The sequence below is a fragment of the Pseudomonas sp. NFPP12 genome, from assembly GCF_900103205.1.
Taxonomy (GTDB): domain Bacteria; phylum Pseudomonadota; class Gammaproteobacteria; order Pseudomonadales; family Pseudomonadaceae; genus Aquipseudomonas; species Aquipseudomonas protegens.
On sequence record NZ_FMWW01000006.1, the window covers coordinates 559894 to 580142 of the forward strand.

16 protein-coding genes are annotated in these 20249 nt (G+C 65.2%); 11 read left to right on the top strand and 5 right to left on the bottom strand.

Annotation, left to right across the window (positions count from 1 at the left end):
- Positions 1–3: 3 nt before the first annotated feature.
- Positions 4–1965, bottom strand: a complete 1962-nt coding sequence (gene betT / locus BLS75_RS27350) for a choline transporter BetT (RefSeq protein WP_161466434.1) — start codon at positions 1963–1965, stop codon at positions 4–6.
- A 386-nt stretch (positions 1966–2351) separates the two neighbouring features.
- The gene (gene epsC / locus BLS75_RS27355) at positions 2352–3278 is read right to left on the bottom strand and encodes a serine O-acetyltransferase EpsC (RefSeq protein ID WP_011058630.1); all 927 of its coding nucleotides are present in this window, start codon (positions 3276–3278) and stop codon (positions 2352–2354) included.
- Between the two features lie 189 nt (positions 3279–3467).
- Here epsC and BLS75_RS27360 point away from each other — a divergent pair, with 189 nt between their 5' ends.
- From BLS75_RS27360 to BLS75_RS27410, 11 genes are all read left to right on the top strand, one after another.
- Positions 3468–4463, top strand: a complete 996-nt coding sequence (locus BLS75_RS27360; RefSeq protein WP_072452149.1) for a D-cysteine desulfhydrase — start codon at positions 3468–3470, stop codon at positions 4461–4463.
- A gap of 273 nt (positions 4464–4736) precedes the next feature.
- Entirely contained in the window at positions 4737–5534 is a 798-nt protein-coding gene (gene tcyJ / locus BLS75_RS27365) for a cystine ABC transporter substrate-binding protein (RefSeq protein ID WP_011058628.1), read from the top strand.
- Entirely contained in the window at positions 5534–6199 is a 666-nt protein-coding gene (tcyL, locus tag BLS75_RS27370) for a cystine ABC transporter permease (RefSeq protein ID WP_015633746.1), read from the top strand. The genes tcyJ and tcyL overlap by 1 nt, the downstream gene beginning before the upstream one ends.
- A 4-nt stretch (positions 6200–6203) precedes the next feature.
- Positions 6204–6965: an L-cystine ABC transporter ATP-binding protein TcyN gene (gene tcyN / locus BLS75_RS27375; protein WP_011058626.1), complete on the top strand. Its 762-nt coding sequence runs from the start codon at positions 6204–6206 to the stop codon at positions 6963–6965.
- Between the two features lie 601 nt (positions 6966–7566).
- Entirely contained in the window at positions 7567–8808 is a 1242-nt protein-coding gene (locus tag BLS75_RS27380) for an SfnB family sulfur acquisition oxidoreductase (RefSeq protein WP_072452150.1), read from the top strand.
- 39 nt (positions 8809–8847) lie between these two features.
- Positions 8848–10047: an SfnB family sulfur acquisition oxidoreductase gene (locus BLS75_RS27385; protein ID WP_072452151.1), complete on the top strand. Its 1200-nt coding sequence runs from the start codon at positions 8848–8850 to the stop codon at positions 10045–10047.
- Positions 10047–11414 (top strand): LLM class flavin-dependent oxidoreductase, encoded by a 1368-nt coding sequence (locus BLS75_RS27390; protein WP_072452152.1) that lies wholly within the window; start codon positions 10047–10049, stop codon positions 11412–11414. Before BLS75_RS27385 ends, BLS75_RS27390 begins: the two co-directional genes overlap by 1 nt.
- Before the next feature lie 112 nt (positions 11415–11526).
- On the top strand, positions 11527–12336 hold the full coding sequence (locus tag BLS75_RS27395) for a MetQ/NlpA family ABC transporter substrate-binding protein (protein ID WP_072452153.1): 810 nt from the start codon (positions 11527–11529) through the stop codon (positions 12334–12336).
- 1 nt (position 12337) lies between these two features.
- Entirely contained in the window at positions 12338–13462 is a 1125-nt protein-coding gene (locus BLS75_RS27400; protein WP_072452154.1) for a methionine ABC transporter ATP-binding protein, read from the top strand.
- Positions 13452–14096, top strand: a complete 645-nt coding sequence (locus BLS75_RS27405) for a methionine ABC transporter permease (RefSeq protein WP_015633738.1) — start codon at positions 13452–13454, stop codon at positions 14094–14096. Before BLS75_RS27400 ends, BLS75_RS27405 begins: the two co-directional genes overlap by 11 nt.
- A gap of 152 nt (positions 14097–14248) precedes the next feature.
- Complete coding sequence (locus BLS75_RS27410) at positions 14249–14875, top strand: class I SAM-dependent methyltransferase (protein WP_072452155.1); 627 nt, start codon at positions 14249–14251, stop codon at positions 14873–14875.
- A gap of 105 nt (positions 14876–14980) precedes the next feature.
- Here the strand turns inward: BLS75_RS27410 and BLS75_RS27415 are convergent, their stop codons facing one another.
- Genes BLS75_RS27415 through BLS75_RS27425 form a run of 3 tightly spaced genes read right to left on the bottom strand, consistent with a single transcriptional unit; the run spans position 14981 to position 20225 of the window.
- Positions 14981–18067: an efflux RND transporter permease subunit gene (locus BLS75_RS27415; RefSeq protein ID WP_011058618.1), complete on the bottom strand. Its 3087-nt coding sequence runs from the start codon at positions 18065–18067 to the stop codon at positions 14981–14983.
- Positions 18064–19134 carry an efflux RND transporter periplasmic adaptor subunit gene (locus BLS75_RS27420; protein WP_072452156.1) on the bottom strand — a complete coding sequence of 357 codons (1071 nt, stop codon included), beginning with the start codon at positions 19132–19134 and terminating at the stop codon, positions 18064–18066. The genes BLS75_RS27415 and BLS75_RS27420 overlap by 4 nt, the downstream gene beginning before the upstream one ends.
- A complete protein-coding gene (locus BLS75_RS27425; RefSeq protein WP_011058616.1) occupies positions 19131–20225 on the bottom strand; it encodes an efflux RND transporter periplasmic adaptor subunit in 1095 nt (364 codons plus the stop codon). The genes BLS75_RS27420 and BLS75_RS27425 overlap by 4 nt, the downstream gene beginning before the upstream one ends.
- Positions 20226–20249 lie beyond the last annotated feature (24 nt).

Consider the following 20249-nt stretch of genomic DNA (forward strand, 5'->3'; position numbering starts at 1 on the left):
GGCTCAGCGCACCAGATGCAGGAACTGCATATGGCGTTCGTACTGGTCGAGGATGTCGTTGATGATCTGTTCCTTGGTGTAGCCCATCAGGTCGTAATCCTGACTGCCCTCGGCCAGATGCACCTCGGCCCGGTAGTAACGGCGGTTGCGCAGCTCCTTGGGCCCCATGCCGCCACGGGCGAAGGACGGGGTGAAGTAACCGCGCATCTGCACCTGGTAGATGAACGGGTGCTGGTCGCCATGGCCGATTTCCAGGCTCACGCTGTCGTTGGCCGGGTCGGGCTGGGTCACCACGTTCAAGCCCTTCTCGACGAACACCGCGGTCACCTCTTCGATGGCCGGGCGCACTGTCTGGTCGAGGAAGCGATACACCTCATCCCGTGACGGGAAATGCACCGCCTGGCTCAGGCGCTGGCGCCAGCCACCCTTGCCCCGCCGCGAAGGCGCAACCGGCGCCAGGGAATGCAACTGGGCGATGCGCCGCTGGGATTCCAGGTAGAACGCCTTGTGCAGCCCCCACATCATCAACAGCAGGATCAGCGAGAACGGCAGCGAGGTCAGCACCACCGCCGACTTCAGCGAGTCGATGCTGCCGGCGAACAACAGCGCGCTGGTAACCAGCGCCGTCATCGCGCCCCAGAACACCCGCAGCCATTTCGGCCCGTCTTCATCGGCGTTGCCGCCCTTGGCCGACAGGGTCGAGAGCACCACGGTGCCGGAATCCGCCGAGGTGACGAAGAACACGAAGCTGATGAACACCGTGACCGCAATCACGGTCTTGCTCCAGGGGTAGGTTTCCAGCAGCAGGTAGAGGGTCATCGACGGGTTGTCGATAGCCGACATGCCCAGGGCGCTCATACCGTGGTTGAGCACCTGGTCGATGGCGCTGTTACCGAAGATCGACATCCACGCCAGGGTAAAGCCCAGGGGAATCAGCAGTACGCCGAACACGAACTCGCGGATGGTCCGGCCCCGGGAAATCCGCGCGATGAACAGGCCCACGAACGGCGACCATGCAATCCACCAGGCCCAGTAGAACACCGTCCAGCCGCCCAGCCAGTCGCTGGGCTTGTTGTAGGCGTAGACGTCGAAGCTCTTGGTGGGCAAGGCGCCCAGGTAGTCGCCCAGGTTCTGGATCAGGGTGTTGAGCAGGTGCTGGGTGGGCCCGGCGAACAGCACGAACAGCAGCAGCGCCACCGCCAGCAGCATGTTGATGTCGGACATCACCCGCACGCCCTTGTCGACCCCGGACACCGCGACAATGATCGCCGCGCCCATCATCAGGGTGATCAGGCCAACCTGGATCCACTGGGTGTGGGCGATGCCGAACAGGTAGTCGAGGCCGGAGTTCAGGTGCAGTACGCCAAAGCCCATGTCGGCGCCCAGGCCGAACACCGTGGCGATGATGCCGAAGCCATCCACCGCGTAGCCGATAGGGCCGTTGATGCGCTTGCCGATCAGCGGGTACAGCGCCGAACGCAGGGCCAGCGGCAGGTTGTGCCGATAGGCGAAGTACGCCAGGGCCATGCCGACGAAGGCGAACACGCCCCACCCGTGCAGGCCCCAGTGCAGGAACAGCAGCTGCATGCCCTGGCGCGCCGCCTCGGCGGTGCCGGCCTCGCCCTGGGGCGGTTGCAGCATGTGGGTCAGGGGCTCGGAAACGCAGAAGAAGAACAGCGTGATGCTGATCCCGGCGGCGAACAGCATGCCGGCCCAGGACAGGTAACTGAACTCGGGTTCGTCGTGGTCGGCACCGAGCTTGATCTTGCCGTAGCCGGACAAGGCGGTGACCACCACGAAGACCAGGTACAGGGTCATCGCCAGCATGTAGTACCAGCCGACCGTATTGGCCGCCCAGTTTTGCGCCGCCAGCAGCCAGGCGCCGGCCTGTTCCGGCATGGAAATGACCACCACGCCGAAGATCAGGATAAAGCTCGCGGCGAAGTAGAACACCGGAGGGTTCATGCGAATCAGAGCATTCGCGGAGGTGGATGGTGCACTCATGAACGGTGCACCTCGAAGGGATGAAACATGGCTGAAATAGACGGACTCAGCAAAGGCAAGCCTCCTGTTGTGAGCGGGCAGCGAACCACCGGTTTAACTTGAACAAGCGTTCAAGTTAAACATGGATAGGGGGCTCAGGACTAATCGCAGGGCTCAGCGGTACCTTTTGTACGCTAGCTCAGGGAAGGGTATGACGTATGGCGGACGCAATCGTTCAGCAGAAAAAGCCCCTTGCCGGGCCGGCCTCTCTCCCGTAGGAGCCAGCTTGCCGGCGAAGAGGCCCGCAAGCCCTGCATCGCCCTCAGGGACGCCTTCGCTGGCAAGCCAGCGCCTACATAAGCCAACGCCTACTTCTGCGAGCCGTCGTCGTGCTGCAGGTTGGCCTGGGTCAGGTTGCAGCCGGCCGGCACGCTGCGGGTCAGCCAGACGTTGCCGCCAATGGTCGAGCCCTTGCCGATGGTGATGCGCCCCAGGATGGTCGCGCCGGCGTAGATCACCACATCGTCCTCGACGATCGGGTGGCGCGGGTGGCCCTTCTGCAACTGGCCGTCCTCGTCCGCCGGGAAGCGCTTGGCGCCCAGGGTCACCGCCTGATAGATGCGCACCCGCTCGCCGATGATCGCGGTCTCGCCGATCACCACGCCGGTACCGTGGTCGATGAAGAAGCTGCGACCGATCTGCGCACCCGGGTGGATGTCGATGCCGGTGGCCGAGTGGGCGATTTCCGAGCTGATCCGCGCCAGCAGCGGCAGGCCGGCGCGATACAGATGGTGCGCCAGGCGGTGGTGGATCACCGCCAGGATGCCGGGGTAGCACAGCAGCACCTCATCCACGCTGCGGGCCGCAGGGTCGCCGTGATAGGCCGCCAGCACATCGGTGTCCAGCAGCACCCGCAGGCCGGGCAGGGCCAGGGCGAAATCCTGGATCAGGCGGATCGCCCGGGCGTTGACTTCGGCATCGGCCTCGCCGCTCTGCCGGGCCACATAGCGCAGCTCCAGGCGCGCCTGGGCCAGCAAGGCGTTGAGCGCCGCGTCCAGGGTGTGGCCCACGTAGAAATCCTCGCTCTCTTCGCGCAGGTCCACCGGCCCCAGGCGCATGGGAAACAGGGCACCGCACAGGGCCTCGAGGATTTCCGCCATGGCCGCCCGCGACGGCAGCTCACGCCCGCCCTGCTCGCCGCTGACCCGACCGTTGCGGGTACGCCACTGGTCACGGGCATCACGCAGTTGGCCAACGATGGTCTGCAATTGCCAATGGCTGGAACGCTCGCTCACGATAAGACTCCTTACTCGGGCGGCCGGACAATCGGGCCGCGCAAACGGCGATCACTTTACGCCCGGCGACGGCGGCGCTTAAGAACTAATTGTCTGGCTCCAAGCACTTTTTCGCATAAGCGATTGGCGGTTGCCCGGGCAAAAAGGGCTGCCTATAGTCCTTGCACCTTCCCTGTTCCGTGCGGCCCCATGATCAAACAACAGCTCGCCCGCTTTAATCGTCTCGACCTGCTCAGGTCTACCACCGCCCTGGAAAAACTCGAACGCCTGTCGGCCTGGATCGGTCGCGATGTCTACGTCAAGCGTGACGACAGCACACCCCTGGCCATGGGCGGCAACAAGCTGCGCAAGCTCGAATACCTGGCCGCCGATGCCCTGGCCCAGGGCGCCGACACCCTGATCACCGCCGGTGCCATCCAGTCCAACCATGTGCGCCAGACCGCAGCCCTGGCTGCCAAGTTGGGGCTGGGCTGCGTGGCCCTGCTGGAAAACCCCACCGGCACCCAAGACCCCAACTACCTGGGCAATGGCAACCGCCTGCTGCTGGACCTGTTCGACACCAAGGTGGAGCTGGTGGAAAACCTCGACCAGGCCGACGAGCAACTGCACGCCCTGGCCGCGCGCCTGCGCAGCAACGGCAAGAAACCCTACCTGGTGCCCATCGGCGGCTCCAACGCCCTGGGGGCCCTGGGCTACGTGCGCGCCGGCCTGGAGCTGGCGCAGCAGATCGAAGACAGCGGCCTGGAATTTGCCGCCGTGGTCCTGGCCTCCGGCAGCGCCGGCACCCACAGCGGCCTGGCCCTGGCCTTGAGCGAAGTGCTGCCGCAACTGCCGGTGATCGGGGTCACCGTGTCGCGCAGCGAAGAAGACCAGCGGCCCAAGGTCCAGGGCCTGGCCGAGCGTACCGCCGAGTTGCTGGGAGTGAAGCTGCCCGACGCTTTCAACGTGCAGTTGTGGGACGAGTACTTCGCCCCGCGCTACGGTGAACCCAATGCCGGGACGCTGGCGGCGGTCAAGCTGCTGGCCAGCCAGGAAGGCCTGTTGCTGGACCCGGTATACACCGGCAAGGCCATGGCCGGTCTGCTGGACGGGGTCGGCCGCCAGCGCTTCGACGATGGCCCGCTGATTTTCCTGCACACCGGCGGCGCCCCGGCCCTGTTCGCCTACGCCGGCGCCTTCTCGTAGCAGCGCAAGCCTTGCATCGCCCTCGACGCCGCCTTCGCTGGCAAGCCAGCTCCTGCGGAAGGATGGTGCGAGGAGAACCAAACAAAAAGGAATAACAAAGTAAATTTATATTATTTTTAAACCTATAAATGCCGTCTTATAGTCGCGCCGCAGGCCCAATTGCCACGAGACGCGCCACGCGCATTTAAGGCAGGATAAAGCACAGTTCGCGCCTCATCGATTGACCTGCAACTCCACCCGCATCGTGCATAAGAAAACACACAGGGGCTTGTCATGAATTTTTCCGTACTGCGTCGCAATCTGCTGATTGGCACACTGGGCCTGGCCTTGGGTGCCGGACTGATGGGGCAAGCGGTTGCCGGCGAGCAACTGCAGAAAATCAAGGATGCCGGAGTCATCAACGTCGGCCTGGAAGGCACCTACCCACCGTTCAGCTATGTGGACGAAAACGGCAAGCTGACCGGCTTCGAGGTGGAATTCTCCGAAGCCCTGGCGAACAAGCTCGGGGTCAAGGTCAAGCTGCAGCCGACCAAGTGGGACGGCATTCTCGCCGCCCTGGAGTCCAAGCGCCTGGACGCCGTGGTGAACCAGGTGACCATCTCTGAAGAGCGCAAGAAAAAGTACGATTTCTCCATCCCCTATACCGTCTCCGGCATCCAGGCCCTGACCCAGAAGAAGGACGAAGGCAAGTTCAAGACCGCCGCCGACCTGGGTGGGCACAAGGTCGGCGTGGGCCTGGGCACCAACTACGAGCAGTGGCTCAAGGACAACGTGCCCACCGCCATCATCAAGACCTACGACGACGATCCGACCAAGTACCAGGACCTGCGCGTAGGCCGTATCGAAGCCATCCTGGTGGACCGCCTGGCGGCCTTCGAGCTGATCAAGAAAACCAAGGACACCCTGGTGGTATCCGGCGAACCCTTCTCCCGCCAGGAAGCCGGCGTGGCCCTGCGCAAGGGCGAACCTGAGCTGCTGGCGGCGGTGAACAAGGCCATCGAGGAACTGCGGGCGGACGGCACGTTGAAAAAACTCTCGGAAAAATACTTCAACGCTGACGTCACCCAATAATGGAAGCAGGCCTGCAACTGGCGCTGGAATCAGCGCCATTTCTTCTCAAAGGCGCGTACTACACGGTCATCCTCAGCCTCGGCGGCATGTTCTTCGGGCTGCTGCTGGGCTTTGGCCTGGCCTTGATGCGCCTGTCGCGCCTGGCCCTGGTGAGCTGGATCGCCCGCATCTACGTGTCGTTCTTTCGCGGCACGCCGCTCTTGGTGCAGCTCTTCGTGATCTATTACGGCCTGCCGCAACTGGGGCTGGAACTGGACCCGCTGCCCGCGGCACTGATCGGTTTCTCCCTGAACATGGCGGCCTATGCCTGTGAAATCCTCAGGGCTGCCATCGGCTCCATCGAACGTGGCCAATGGGAAGCCGCCGCCAGCATCGGCATGACCCGCGCGCAGACCCTGCGCCGGGCGATCCTGCCCCAAGCCATGCGCACGGCCCTGCCGCCGCTGGGCAACAGCTTCATTTCCCTGGTCAAGGACACGGCCCTGGCCGCCACCATCCAGGTGCCTGAACTGTTCCGCCAGGCGCAGCTGATCACCGCCCGCACCTTCGAAATCTTCACCATGTATCTTGCCGCCGCCCTGATCTACTGGATTCTCGCCAGCGTGCTCGCGCACCTGCAGAACCGGCTTGAAGAGCGGGTCAATCGGCACGACCAGGAGTCCTGAAGCCATGATCGTGGTGGAAAAACTGACCAAGCAGTTCAAGGGCCAGACGGTGCTCAATGGCATCGACCTGGAGGTCAAGGAAGGCGAAGTGGTCGCCATCATCGGCCCCAGCGGCTCGGGCAAGACCACCTTCCTGCGCTGCCTGAATTTTCTCGAAGAACCCACCAGCGGCCGCATCCGCATCGGTGACATCAGCATCGACAGCAGCATCCCCCTGAGCCATCAGCAGGGCCGGATCCGCCAGTTGCGCCAGCAAGTGGGCTTCGTGTTCCAGAACTTCAACCTGTTCCCCCACCGCACCGCCCTGGAGAACGTCATCGAAGGCCCGCTGGTGGTGAAGAAGACCCCGCGGGAGCAAGCCGTCGCCCTGGGTCGCGCGCTGCTGGCCAAGGTCGGGCTGGCAGGCAAGGAAGATGCCTACCCCAGGCGCCTGTCCGGCGGCCAGCAACAGCGGGTAGCGATCGCCCGGGCCCTGGCCATGGAACCGCGGGTGATCCTGTTCGACGAACCCACCTCGGCCCTGGACCCGGAGCTGGTGGGCGAAGTACTGGCCACCATCCGCAGCCTGGCCGAAGAGAAACGCACCATGGTCATCGTCACCCACGAGATGGGCTTTGCCCGGGACGTGGCCAACCGGGTGATCTTCTTCGACAAGGGGGTGATCGTCGAACAGGGCGAAGCCAAGGCGCTGTTCGCCAACCCCCAGCACGAACGCACCCGACAGTTTCTCAGCAAGTTCCTCGGCGCAAGCCACGCCCCCTTGTAGGAGCCGGCTTGCCGGCGAAGAGGCCCTTGAGCCTTGCACCGCCCTGGAGGACGCCTTCGCTGGCAAGCCAGCTCCTACAGCAGATCACGCCCCCTCCCCCCGTAGGAGCCGGCTTGCCGGCGAAGAGGCCCTCGAGCCTTGCATCGCCCTCGCGGACGCCTTCGCTGGCGAGCCAGCTCCTACAGCAGATCACGCCCCCCTACCCCGTAGGAGCCGGCTTGCCGGCGAAAGGGCCCTCAAGCCTTGCACCACCCTCGCGGACGCCTTCGCTGGCAAGCCAGCTCCTACAGCAGATACGTGTAGATACGGGGTGGTTTTGGGGGACGTTCGTCGCTAAAACCACAGCCGTGGAAGCACGCTAAGGCCTTGATCCATAACGCCTGCGGGCTTCGATTCAACCCTTCTATTCATATTCCTAAAAGTTAGTTTATTTAATTTTTATACGCGCATAGGGTATATGCACCGGACCACCGGACATTCTTGATTCTGATTTCGCCGCATGACGCGGCCTATCCAAAAGATGTGAGGTAGGTATGGTCCGGAACACAATCACCCCAGTGCAGATCGCCAGGGCATTGCGTGCAGCCAAGGAGTGGCACTGATGTCCAGTCTGATCGAAGCCCAGGTCCAGAGTGACCTGGATATCGCTCCCCTTTTGCTGCCCGCTCGGGTTCTGCGCAACGACGCCGAAGCCCTTCAGGCTGCCCATGAACTGGCCGACGCGGCCCGCCAGCAGGCCGCCCAGCGCGACCGCCAGCGCAAGCTGCCCTGGGCGCAGATCGAACAATTCACCCGCAGCGGCCTGGGCAGTATTTCCCTGCCCCGGGCCTACGGCGGGCCACAGGTTTCCTTCGTCACCCTGGCCGAAGTCTTCGCCATCATTTCCGCGGCCGACCCGGCCCTGGGGCAGATCCCGCAGAACCAGTTCGGCATCCTCGGTCTGATTCTCGGCTGCGGCACCGAGCGGCAGAAGAAACAGCTGCTGCAGAGCGTCCTGGAAGGCTGGCGCATCGGCAATGCCGGCCCGGAACGCGGCACCAAGAACACCCTGGAACTCAAGGCACGGATCACCGCCGACGCCGACGGCCACGTGATCAATGGCCAGAAGTTCTACTCCACCGGCGCCCTGTTCGCCCACTGGGTGGCGGTCAAGGCACTCAACGAGGAAGGCCGCCAGGTGCTGGCCTTCGTCCGTCGTGGCACCCCGGGGCTGCGCATCGTCGACGACTGGTCGGGCTTCGGCCAGCGCACCACCGCCAGCGGCACCATCCTGCTCAACGATGTGCGGGTGGACGCCGAGCTGGTGCTGGACAACTGGCGGATCAATGAAACACCGAATATCCAGGGCGCGGTATCCCAGCTGATCCAGGCCGCCATTGACGCCGGCATCGCCCGGGAAGCCGTGGCCGACGCCATCCGTTTCGTTCGTGAACGAGCACGCCCGTGGATCGATGCCAACGTCGAGCGGGCCAGCGATGACCTGTATGTGATCGCCGACATCGGCAAGCTGCAAATCGAACTGCACGCCGCCGAAGCCCTGCTGCGCAAGGCCGGGCAGGTGCTGGACCAGGTCAGCGCGGCGCCGATCACTGCCGAGTCCGCGGCCCGCGCCTCCATCGCCGTGGCCGAAGCCAAGGTACTGACCACCGAGATCTCGCTGCTGGCCAGTGAAAAGCTCTTCGAGCTGGCTGGCAGCCGCGCCACCCTCGCCGAATTCAACCTCGACCGTCACTGGCGCAACGCCCGGGTGCACACCCTGCACGACCCGGTGCGCTGGAAGTACCACGCCGTGGGCACCTATCACCTGAACGGCACCTTGCCTGCCCGGCACTCCTGGATTTAACCGCCCAGAACGCTTTTGACCAGATCTCTGGAGAAACACATGTCTCTTTCCCAACACGTCGCGGTCATCACCAGCGATGAGCAAGCCCTGATTGTCGCCAGCGACCTGGCGGAAGATTTCAAGCGCGACAGCGCCCTGCGCGACCGCGAGCGGCGCCTGCCGCACCCCGAGCTGGAAGCCTTTTCCCGCTCCGGCCTGTGGGGCATCAGCGTGCCCAAGGAATACGGCGGCGCCGGGGTTTCCAACGTCACCCTGGCCAAGGTCATCGCCCTGATCGCCGAGGCCGACGCCTCCCTGGGGCAGATCCCGCAGAACCATTTCTACGCCCTGGAAGTGCTGCGGGTGAATGGCAGCGAGCCGCAGAAGCAGCGGCTGTATGCCGAAGTCCTGACCGGCCGGCGTTTCGGCAACGCCCTGGCCGAGCTGGGCACCAAGACCGCCCACGACCGCACCACCCGCCTGAGCCGCGACAGCAACGGCCCGGGCTACCGCATCGACGGGCGCAAGTTCTACGCCACCGGCGCCCTCTACGCCCAGCGCATCCCCACCTCGGTGGTGGATGAACACGGCGTGCAGCAACTGGCCTTCGTCCCCGCCGACGCCCAGGGCCTGGACGTGATCGACGACTGGAGCGGCTTCGGCCAGCGCACCACCGGCAGCGGCTCGGTGCAATTCGACAACGTGTGGGTGGACGAGGCCGACGTGGTGCCGTTCCAGAGCGCCTTCGAGCGCCCGACCCCAGTCGGGCCGCTGGCGCAGATCCTCCACGCCGCCATCGACACCGGCATCGCCCGCGCCGCCTACGAGGACGCCCTGCGCTTTGTGCGCACCAAGACCCGGCCGTGGATCGACTCCGGCAACGACAAGGCCACCGACGACCCGCTGACCATCAAGAGCTTCGGCCACCTGAGCATCCGCCTGCACGCCACCGAGGCCCTGCTGGAGCGCGCCGGGGAATTCCTCGACCGGGCCCAGGCCGAGACCAACGCCGACACCGTGGCCGCCGCGTCCATCGCCGTGGCCGAGGTCCGCGCCCTGAGCACGGAAATCTCCCTGGCCGCCGGCAGCACCCTGTTCGAACTGGCAGGCAGCCAGGCAACCCTGGCCGAACATGGCCTGGACCGCCACTGGCGCAACGCCCGGGTGCACACCCTGCACGACCCGGTGCGCTGGAAGTACCACGCGGTGGGCAACTACTACCTGAATCAGCAGAACCCGCCGCTGCGGGGGACCATTTGATGGCCGCGCCTGAAACCGCCAAGAAAAAGATCCTGCTCAACGCCTTCAACATGAACTGCGTCGGGCACATCAACCATGGCCTGTGGACCCACCCGCGGGACAATTCGACCCAGTACAAGACCCTCGAATACTGGACCGAACTGGCTCAGTTGCTGGAGCGCGGGCTGTTCGACGGGCTGTTCATCGCCGACATCGTCGGGGTCTACGACGTCTACCAGAACTCGGTGGACGTACCCCTCAAGGAGTCGATCCAACTGCCGGTCAACGACCCGCTGCTGCTGGTCTCGGCCATGGCCGCTGTCACCAAGAACCTCGGTTTCGGTCTGACCGCCAACCTCACCTACGAGGCGCCCTACCTGTTCGCCCGGCGCCTTTCCACCCTTGACCACCTGAGCCGTGGCCGGGTCGGCTGGAACATCGTCACCGGCTACCTGGACAGCGCCGCCCAGGCCATGGGGCTCCAGGAGCAGATCGAGCACGACCGCCGCTACGACCAGGCCGACGAGTACCTGGAGGTGCTGTACAAACTCTGGGAAGGCAGCTGGGAAGACGACGCGGTCCTCAATGACCGCGAGCAACGCATCTATGCCCAGCCGGAAAAAGTGCACAAGATCGAGCACCAGGGCGAGTTCTACCAGGTCAGTGGTTACCACCTGTGCGAACCGTCGCCGCAACGCACCCCGGTGCTGTTCCAGGCCGGCAGCTCGGACCGCGGCCTGCTGTTCGCCGGGCGCCACGCCGAGTGCGTGTTCATCAGCGGGCAGAACAAGGCCGCGACCAAGGCCCAGGTGGACAAGGTCCGCGCCAGCGCCGTGGCTGCCGGGCGCAATCCCGAGGACATCAAGGTGTTCATGGGCCTCAACGTGATCGTCGGCGAGACCGAGGAACTGGCCTGGAAGAAGCACGCCGAATACCGCAGCCATGCCAGCGCCGAAGCCGGGGTGGCGCATTTTTCCGCGTCCACCGGGATCGATTTTTCCCAGTACGAGATCGACGAGCCGATCCAGTACGTGAAGAGCAATGCCATCCAGTCGGCCACCAAGAACCTGCAGAACAACGACTGGACCCGACGCAAGCTGCTGGACCAGCACGCTCTGGGCGGCCGCTACTTCACCGTGGTCGGCTCGCCGCAGCAGGTGGCCGACGACCTGGAATCCTGGATCGCCGAAACCGGCCTGGACGGCTTCAACCTGACCCGCATCGTCACCCCGGAAAGCTACGTCGACTTCATCGACCTGGTCATCCCCGAACTGCAGCGCCGCGGCTCCTACAAGACCGCCTACGACGACGGCACCCTGCGGGAAAAGCTCTTCCGCCAGGGCCGCAAGCTGCCCGAACAACACACCGGCGCGGCCTACCGCCGCTAAATGCTTCGCCGGCAAGCCGGCTCCTGCACACCTCACTGTAGGCGCTGGCTAGCCAGCGAAGAGGCCCGCAACCACACCCCATTCCCTGGCCCCGACTCGGACCCTGACCCCTATGAAAACCAAACGCCTGCGCCACCCGCTCAAAGCCCTGGCCCTCGCCCTCGGCCTGTTCAGCAGCGCCGTCTTCGCCGCCGACGCGCCGCTCAAGGTCGGCACCACCGCTGCCTTCGCCATTCCCCTGGAGGCCGCCGTGGAAGAGGCCGGCAAGCAGGGCCTGAAAGTCGAGCTGGTGGAGTTCACCGACTGGATCGCGCCCAACGTCAGCCTGGCCGCCGGCGATATCGACGTGAACTACTTCCAGCACATCCCGTTCCTGGAAAACGCCAAGGCCGCCGCCGGTTTCGACCTGGTGCCCTTCGCCCCGGGCATCATCAACAACGTCGGCCTGTACTCGAAGAAATACAAAAGCTTCGACGAACTGCCACAAGGCGCCAGCGTGGCCATCGCCAACGACCCGATCAACAGCGGGCGCGGCCTGCAACTGCTGGCCAAGGCCGGGCTGATCACCCTCAAGCCGGGCGTGGGCTACAAGGCCACCGAAGAAGACATCGTCAGCAACCCGAAGAAGATCAAGATCCTCCAGGTCGAAGCCGTGCAGCTGGTGCGCGCCTATGACGACGCTGACCTGGTCCAGGGCTACCCGGCCTACATCCGCCTGGCCAAGACCTTCGATGCCGGCTCGGCGCTGCTGTTCGACGGCCTGGACCACAAGGAATACGTGATCCAGTTCGTGATCCAGCCCAAGAGCAAGAACGACCCGCGGCTGATCAAGTTCGTCGACATCTACCAGCACTCGCCTGCCGTTCGCGACGCTCTGGACAAAGCCCACGGCAAGCTCTACCAAGCCGGTTGGGAAGGTTGAGATGAGTGTCGCGACGCTACAGCGCAAGCTGCCGGAAGCGGCGCCCCGGCGCGCCGGGCAGACCGAGCTGCACCCCGAACTGAATCGCGCCCAGGTGCGCTTTATCGGCCTGGGCAAGACCTACCAGGGCCAGCAGGGTCCGGTGCAGGCCTTGCACGATATCGACCTGTCGATCCAGCGCGGCGAGGTGTTCGGCATCATCGGCCGCAGCGGCGCCGGCAAGTCATCGCTGATCCGCACCATCAACCGCCTGGAGCAGCCCAGCAGCGGCCGGGTGCTGATCGACCAGGTGGACATCGGCGACTTCGACGAAGACCGCCTGGTGGCCCTGCGCCGGCGCATCGGCATGATCTTCCAGCACTTCAACCTGATGTCGGCCAAGACCGTATGGCACAACGTCGAGCTGCCGCTGAAGGTGGCCGGGGTACCCAAGGCCGAGCGCCAGCGCAAGGTGCGCGAGCTGCTGGAGCTGGTGGGCCTCAAGGACAAGCACCGGGCCTACCCCGCGCAGTTGTCCGGCGGCCAGAAGCAGCGGGTGGGGATCGCCCGGGCCCTGGTCCACGATCCCGAGATCCTGCTGTGCGACGAGGCCACTTCGGCCCTGGACCCGGAAACCACCCAGTCGATCCTCGGCCTGCTGAAAGAGATCAACCAGCGCCTGGGCCTGACCATCATCCTGATCACCCACGAGATGGCGGTGATCCGCGATATCTGCGACCGGGTGGTAGTACTGGAGCACGGGCGCATCGTCGAGCAGGGGCCGGTCTGGGAAGTCTTCGGCAACCCGCAGCACGAGGTCAGCAAGACCCTGCTGGCGCCCCTGCAGCACGGCCTGCCGGAAGAACTGCAGAACCGCCTGCAAAGCCATCCGACGTCTTCCGATGCGGCGCTGGTGCTGAGCCTGCGCTTCACCGGCAGCAGCCATGAGGAACCGGACCTGGCGGCGCTGTTCGGCGCCCTGGGCGGCCGCGTACGCCTGCTGCAAGGCGGAGTGGAACGCATCCAGGGCCACGCCCTGGGGCAATTGCTGCTGGCGGTCCAGGGCTCGTCCCTGGGGGCGGCGCAACTGCGCCAGCGCGCCGGGCAATGGGCACAACAGGTGGAGGTACTGGGCTATGTGGTTTGATCGCTTGTTGCAGGGCATTCTCGACACCCTGCTGATGGTCGGCGTGTCCTCGCTGATTGCCCTCCTGGCGGGGATTCCCCTGGCGGTGATCCTGGTCACCAGCGGCAAGGGCGGGATCTACGAGGCGCCGAACCTGAACCGGGCGCTGGGGGCCTTTGTGAACCTGTTCCGCTCGATCCCGTTCCTGATCCTGATGGTGGCGCTGATCCCCTTTACCCGGATGATCGTCGGCACCACCTACGGCGTGTGGGCCGCCGTGGTGCCGCTGACCATCGCCGCCACGCCGTTCTTTGCGCGGATCGCCGAAGTCAGCTTGCGAGAGGTCGACCACGGCCTGATCGAGGCCGCCCAGGCCATGGGTTGCCGGCGCTGGCATATCGTCTGGCACGTGCTGCTGCCCGAGGCGCTGCCGGGCATCGTCGGCGGCTTCACCATCACCCTGGTGACCATGATCAACTCCTCGGCCATGGCCGGGGCGATTGGCGCGGGCGGCCTGGGGGACATTGCCTACCGCTACGGTTATCAGCGGTTCGACAGCCAGATCATGCTCACGGTGATCGTGCTGCTGGTGATCCTGGTAGCGGCGATCCAGCTGGGTGGCGACCGCCTGGCGCGGGTGCTGAACAAGCGTTGAGGGCTGTGGTGTAGGTTCGGACGCCTTCGCGAGCAAGCTCGCTCCTACCAAGGACCGTGATCATCCCGTAGGAGCGAGCTCGCTCGCGAAAAGGCCGCCAGGCCGTCATTGGCGGTATATTGGCCGCCTCCTCTCTAGCCACGCAGCCCGCCATGAAACTCGCCCCCGACGATCTCGACAGCATCACCGCCACCACCCTCGGCCACTACCAGCAGGTGGCCGAAGGTTTTCGCGAAGGCACCCGCGACCACGATGTGAGCCAGAACATCGACGCGCTGCTGCGGCACATTCAGGGCCCGGCGCCATTCACCGTGCTGGATTTTGGCTGCGGCCCCGGCCGCGACCTGCAGGCCTTTACCCGCCTGGGCCATGTCGCCGTCGGCCTCGACGGCTGCGAGCGCTTTGCCCAGATGGCCCGGGAAGACAGCGGCTGCGAGGTGTGGCAGCAGGACTTCCTCAAGCTCGACCTGCCGGCTGAACGCTTCGACGGGATCTTCGCCAACGCGGTGCTGTTCCACATTCCCCGCCAGGAACTGCCGCGGGTGCTCAAGCAACTGCATGCCAGCCTCAAGGACGGCGGCGTACTGTTCAGCTCCAATCCCCGGGGTGACAACCAGGAAGGCTGGAACGGCCCGCGCTATGGTGCCTACCACGACCTGGCGGCCTGGCAGGCGTTGCTGACGGATGCCGGGTTCGTCGAGCTGGAACACTACTACCGCCCCGCCGGCCTGCCTCGGGAACAGCAACCGTGGCTGGCCAGCGTCTGGCGCAAGGCCTGATCCCCCTGCGAGGAGCCGGCTTGCCGGCGAAGGCACTTGCGAGTCAGGCGCCTGTCTCTCGGGCCTCTTCGCTGGCAAGCCAGCCCCTACGGAAATAGCCAGCGCCTACGAGGCCGTGGGCCGGGTGCGCTCGGTGTCCTTGCTCGGTTCCTTGATCTTGTACCAGGCCACGTACAGCGCCGGGAGGAACAGCAAGGTGAGCAAGGTGGCAACGATGATGCCGCCGATCATGGCGTAGGCCATCGGCCCCCAGAACACTTCCCGGGCAATCGGGATCATCCCCAGGCTGGCCGCCGCCGCGGTCAGCAGGATCGGCCGCCGTCGATGGTGGGTGGCTTCCAGCACCGCGTCCCAGGGGTGATAGCCCTCACGCTCGTATTCGTCGATCTGGGTCACCAGGATCACCGAGTTGCGGATGATGATGCCGATCAGCGCCAGGATCCCGAGGATCGCCACAAAGCCCATGGGCGTGCCCGTGGGCACCAGGGCCAGGACCACGCCGATCAGCCCCAGGGGCGCCACGCTGGCCACCAGGAACAGCTTCTGCACGCTGTGCAGCTGGATCATCAGGAAGGTCGCCATGAGGAACAGCATCAGCGGCACCACCTTGGCGATCGGCCCCTGGGCCTTGCCGCTTTCCTCCACGGTGCCGCCGGTGGCCACCGAATAGCCGGCGGGCAGTTGCGCGGCGAAATGGTCGATGTCCGGCTTCAGTTGCTTGACCAGGTCGGTGGGCTGGATCGCATCGCGCACCGCGGCCTTGATGGTGATGGTCGGCTTGCGGTCGCGACGCCACACCAGCGGCTGCTCCAGCTCGTAGCGCACGCTGGCGAACGCCAGCAGCGGGATCGAAGTGCCGTTGGGGGTGACGATCTGCAGGTTCTGCAGGGTTTCCGGGGAGCCGCGCTCGTTGTCGTCGGCGCGACCGACCACGTTGATCAGGTAGATGTCGTCATGCACCTGGGTCACGGTGGAGCCGCTGACGATGCTGTTCATCAACTGCGCCACGTCTTCGGAGGACAGCCCCAGTTGCCGCGCCTTGTCCTGGGCGATGTCGATGCGCAGCACTTTGCCGGGCTCGTTCCAGTCATAGATGATCTCGCCGATGTGCGGGTTCTTGTCCAGCTCGGTGGCCAGTTCGATGGCGTGCTTGCGCACCTGGTCGATGTCCTTGCCACTGACCCGGTATTGAATCGGCCGCCCCACCGGCGGGCCCATTTCCAGGGCCTGCACATAGCTGCCGATGCCGACGAAATCTTCCCGCAGGCGTTTCTGCAAGCGCTGGGTCAGGGCCGTGCGCTGCTCCAGGCCCTTGCTGACGATCACCAGCTGGGCGTAGTAGGGGTTCTGCAGTTGCTGGTCCAGGGGCAGGTAGAAACGGATCGCGCCCTCGCCGATATAAGTGCTCCAGCGCTCGATGTCCGGGTCGTCCTTGAGGGTGGCCTCCAGGCGGTCCACGGCCTGGCGGGTCTCGTTGATCGAAGCGTTCTGCGGCAGGTTGAGGTCAACGAGGATCTCCGGCCGGTCCGATGACGGGAAGAACTGGTTCTGCACGAAACGCATGCAGAACACCGAAGCCACGAACAGCAGCACGGTGATGCCGATGGCCCACCAGCGGTTGCGCATGGCCCACAGCAGGCCACCGTTGAAGGCGCGTCCGATACGCCCCGGCTCATCGGAATGGGGTTTGACGTTGGTGCTGAGGATGTGGATGCCGATCACCGGGGCAAACAGCACCGCGACTATCCACGACACCAGCATGGCCACCGCGATCACCGCGAACAGGGTAAAGGTGTACTCACCGGCAGAACTGGCGTTGAGGCCGATGGGCACGAAGCCGGCCACGGTCACCAGGGTCCCGGTGAGCATGGGAAAGGCGGTGGAGGTGTAGGCGAAGGTCGCTGCCTGCTCCTTGCTCTCGCCCTTCTCCAGCCGCGTGACCATCATTTCCACGGTGATCATCGCGTCATCCACCAGCAGCCCCAGGGCGATGATCAGCGCCCCCAGGGAGATCCGCTGCATGGTGATGCCGCTGTACTCCATGAACACGAAGACCATGGCCAGCACCAGCGGAATCGAGCAGGCCACCACCAGCCCGGCGCGGACCCCGAGGCTGATGAAACTCACCACCAGCACGATGATCACCGCCTCGAACAGGGCACTGGTGAAACCGCCCACTGCCTCTTCCACCACCTCGGCCTGGTCGGAAACCTTGTGCACCCCGACGCCCACCGGCAGGTCGGCGGTGAGCTGGTCCATGCGGGCGTGCAAGGCCTTGCCGAAGTCCTGGATGTTGCCGCCCTTCTTCATGGCGATCGCCAGGCCGATGGCCGGCTTGCCATTGAAGCGGAACAGCGGCGTGGAAGGGTCGACATAGCCGCGGCTGATCTCGGCGATGTCCGCCAGCCGGTAGAAGCGGTCGTTGAGCCGCAGGTTGACCGTGGCCAGGTCCTTCTCCGAGGCGAACTGCCCGGACGTGCGCACCGAGATGCGCTCCGGCCCTGCCTCGATCACCCCGGCCGGGGTCACCGCGTTCTGCGATTGCAGGCTCTGCAGGACCTGGCGCTGGTCGATGCCCAGGGCCGCCAGCTTGCGGGTGGAGAAGTTCAGGTAGATGACTTCGTCCTGCTCGCCGACCATCTCCACCTTGCCCAGGTTCGGCACTTCGCGGATCTGCGCCCGTACCTGTTCCACGTAGTCACGCAGCTGGCGCATGCTCAGGCCATCGGCGGTGAAGGCGTAGATCGAGCCGAACACATCGCCGAACTCATCGTTGAACCCCGGGCCCTGCAGGCCCTGGGGAAAGTCGCCGCGGATGTCGTTGATCTTCTTGCGCACCTGGTACCAGATCTCGGGAATGTCCTTGGCACTGGTGGTGTCGCGCAGGTAGACGAAAACCGTCGATTCGCCGGGGCGGGTGTAGCTTTTCACGTAGTCCAGCGAGTCCAGCTCTTCGAGCTTCTTCTCGATGCGGTCGGTGACCTGCTTCAGGGTTTCTTCCTGGGTCGCGCCGGGCCAGCGGGTCTGGATGACCATGGTCTTGATGGTGAAGGAGGGGTCTTCCTCGCGCCCCAAATTCATGTAGGAAAACACGCCCATCAGCAGCGCGACGAACATCAGGTACCAGACGAAGGACTGATGCTTGATCGCCCACTCGGACAGGTTGAAGCTCCCTTTGCTGTCGGGCGTCATTGTGCGCGGTCCTCATCGATTTTGACTTTCTGCCCCGGCTTGAGGCTGTTGACCCCGGCACTGACCACCCGCTCGCCGGGCTTGACGCCCTGGCTGATCAACGCCGAAGCGCTGTCGCGGCTGAGCACCGTGACCTCGCGCGGAGCCACCGTCTGGCTCTGGGGGTCGACGACCCAGATCCGGGTCTGGCCCTGCACCTCTTGCAGGGCGGTCAGCGGCACCTCGGTGCGCGGCTCGATGGCCGAGCTCAGGGTCACGCTGATGGCGGTGCCCAGGCGAAAGGCCTCGGGCGTGTCCTTGAGGGTCAGGCGGGCGCGGCGGGTACGGGTTGCACTCTGGGCCTGGGGTTCGATCTCACGCACCGTGGCGGTGGTGCTGATGCTCGGATCCAGCTGTGCCGCGACCTTGAATTCCACACCGGCCGGCAACTGGTCCACCAGGCTGGCCGGCAGGTCGATCACCGCTTCCTTGATCTCCGGCCGGGCCAGGGTCACCACTTGCTGGCCGGCGGTCACCACCTGCCCGGCCTCGGCGTTCCAGGCGGTGATCACGCCGCCGTGATCGCTGCGCAGTTCGCTGTAGTTGAGCTGGTCCCGGGCCTGGCGCACCGAGGCCTTGGCCTGGTCCAGGGAGGCACCGGTGGTCTTCAGGTCGGTCTGGGCGATGTCCAGTTGCGCCTGGGCGCCCACGCCGCGATCGAACAGTTCCTGCTGGCGCCGGGCATTGGCCTGGGCGTTGATCCACTGCGCCTCGACCTTGGCCAGGTCGCCCTGGGCGGCCCGCAGCTGGTTCTGCTGGTCGGTGGGGTCCAGAGTGGCCAGCAAGTCCCCGGGGCCCACTTCGGCACCGACATCGACATTGCGGTTGGCAATGCGCCCCGGCACCCGGAAGCCCAGGTTGGTCTCGTAGCGGGCCTGGATGGTGCCGGCAAAACGCCCCAGGCTTTCCTCGGCCTGGGGCGCCACCCGGAACGACAGCACCGGGCGCACCGGCTCCGGCGCCGGCTCTTCCCTGGAGCAGCCCAGCAACAAGGCGCTGGCACACAACAACAGCAGCAGGCGCTTCATGGCTGTGCTCCCTGGTCACTCGTTTGCGAGGCGATCTCCACGAACATCCCCGGGTGCAGCAACTGCCCACCCGCCACCACCACTTTCTCGCCGCCCTTGAGGCCGTCGCTGATGATCACCTTGCCGGTGAGGTAGCGCCCGACCTTCACCGTGTGCAGGGCCGTCTTGCCGTCCTCGCCCACCAGCCACACGGCAGGCTCGCTGAGATTCTTGGTCAGGGCCGACCAGGGCAGCACCACACTGGCCTTGCCATGGGCCCGGGCGGTGGCGCTGACCACCGAGCCCAGGTCCATGCCCGCCGGCAACGAATCGAGCACCACCTTGACCTGCACCGTGCCGCTCTGGGCCGAGACCACCGGCGTCACCTCGCGCACCTTGCCGGTGGTGGTCACCTTGGGGTTGTCCAGCAGGCTGATGTGAATGGTTTCCTGGCCCGGTGGCTGCATCAGCAGCGACTCGTAGACGTTGAACACCGCATCGCGCTCGCCATCCCTGGCCAGGCTGAAGATCGGCACCGTGGCCTGCACCACCTGGCCGACCTCGGCCTGGCGCGCGGTGATCACCCCAGGAGCCTCGGCCACCAGCTCGGTGTAGCTCAGTTGCTCGCGGGCGTTAGCCAGTTGCGCCTGGGCCGCGCTCAGGGCGCTCTGGCTGCTGCGCAGGGCGGCCTGGGCCGAATCGTATTCGCTCTGGCTGGTGTAGCCCTTGGGCAAGAGTTTCTGCTGGCGGACAAACGCCGCGCCGGCCTGCTTGACCCGGGCCTGCTCGGCGAACACCGAGGCCGCGGCAGAATCGACATTGGTCTGCAGGTCCTTGGGATCGAGCTTGGCCAGCACCTGTTGCGCGGTAACCCGATCGCCGACATCGACCATGCGCTGGATGATCTTGCCGCCGACGCGGAACGACAGTTCGGTCTGCACCCGGGCCTGGACGTCACCGGTCAGGGTCACCGAAGGGGCGAAGTCACTGCTCTGCACCTCCAGGATGCGCACCCGCGGGCGCTCCTTTTCCCCGGGCTTTTCCGCCCCGCAGCCGCCAAGCAGCAGCAACAGGGTCAATCCCACTATCCACTTCGAATTGAACGCAGCCATGCAGGCTCCTTTTGCGTGATGCTG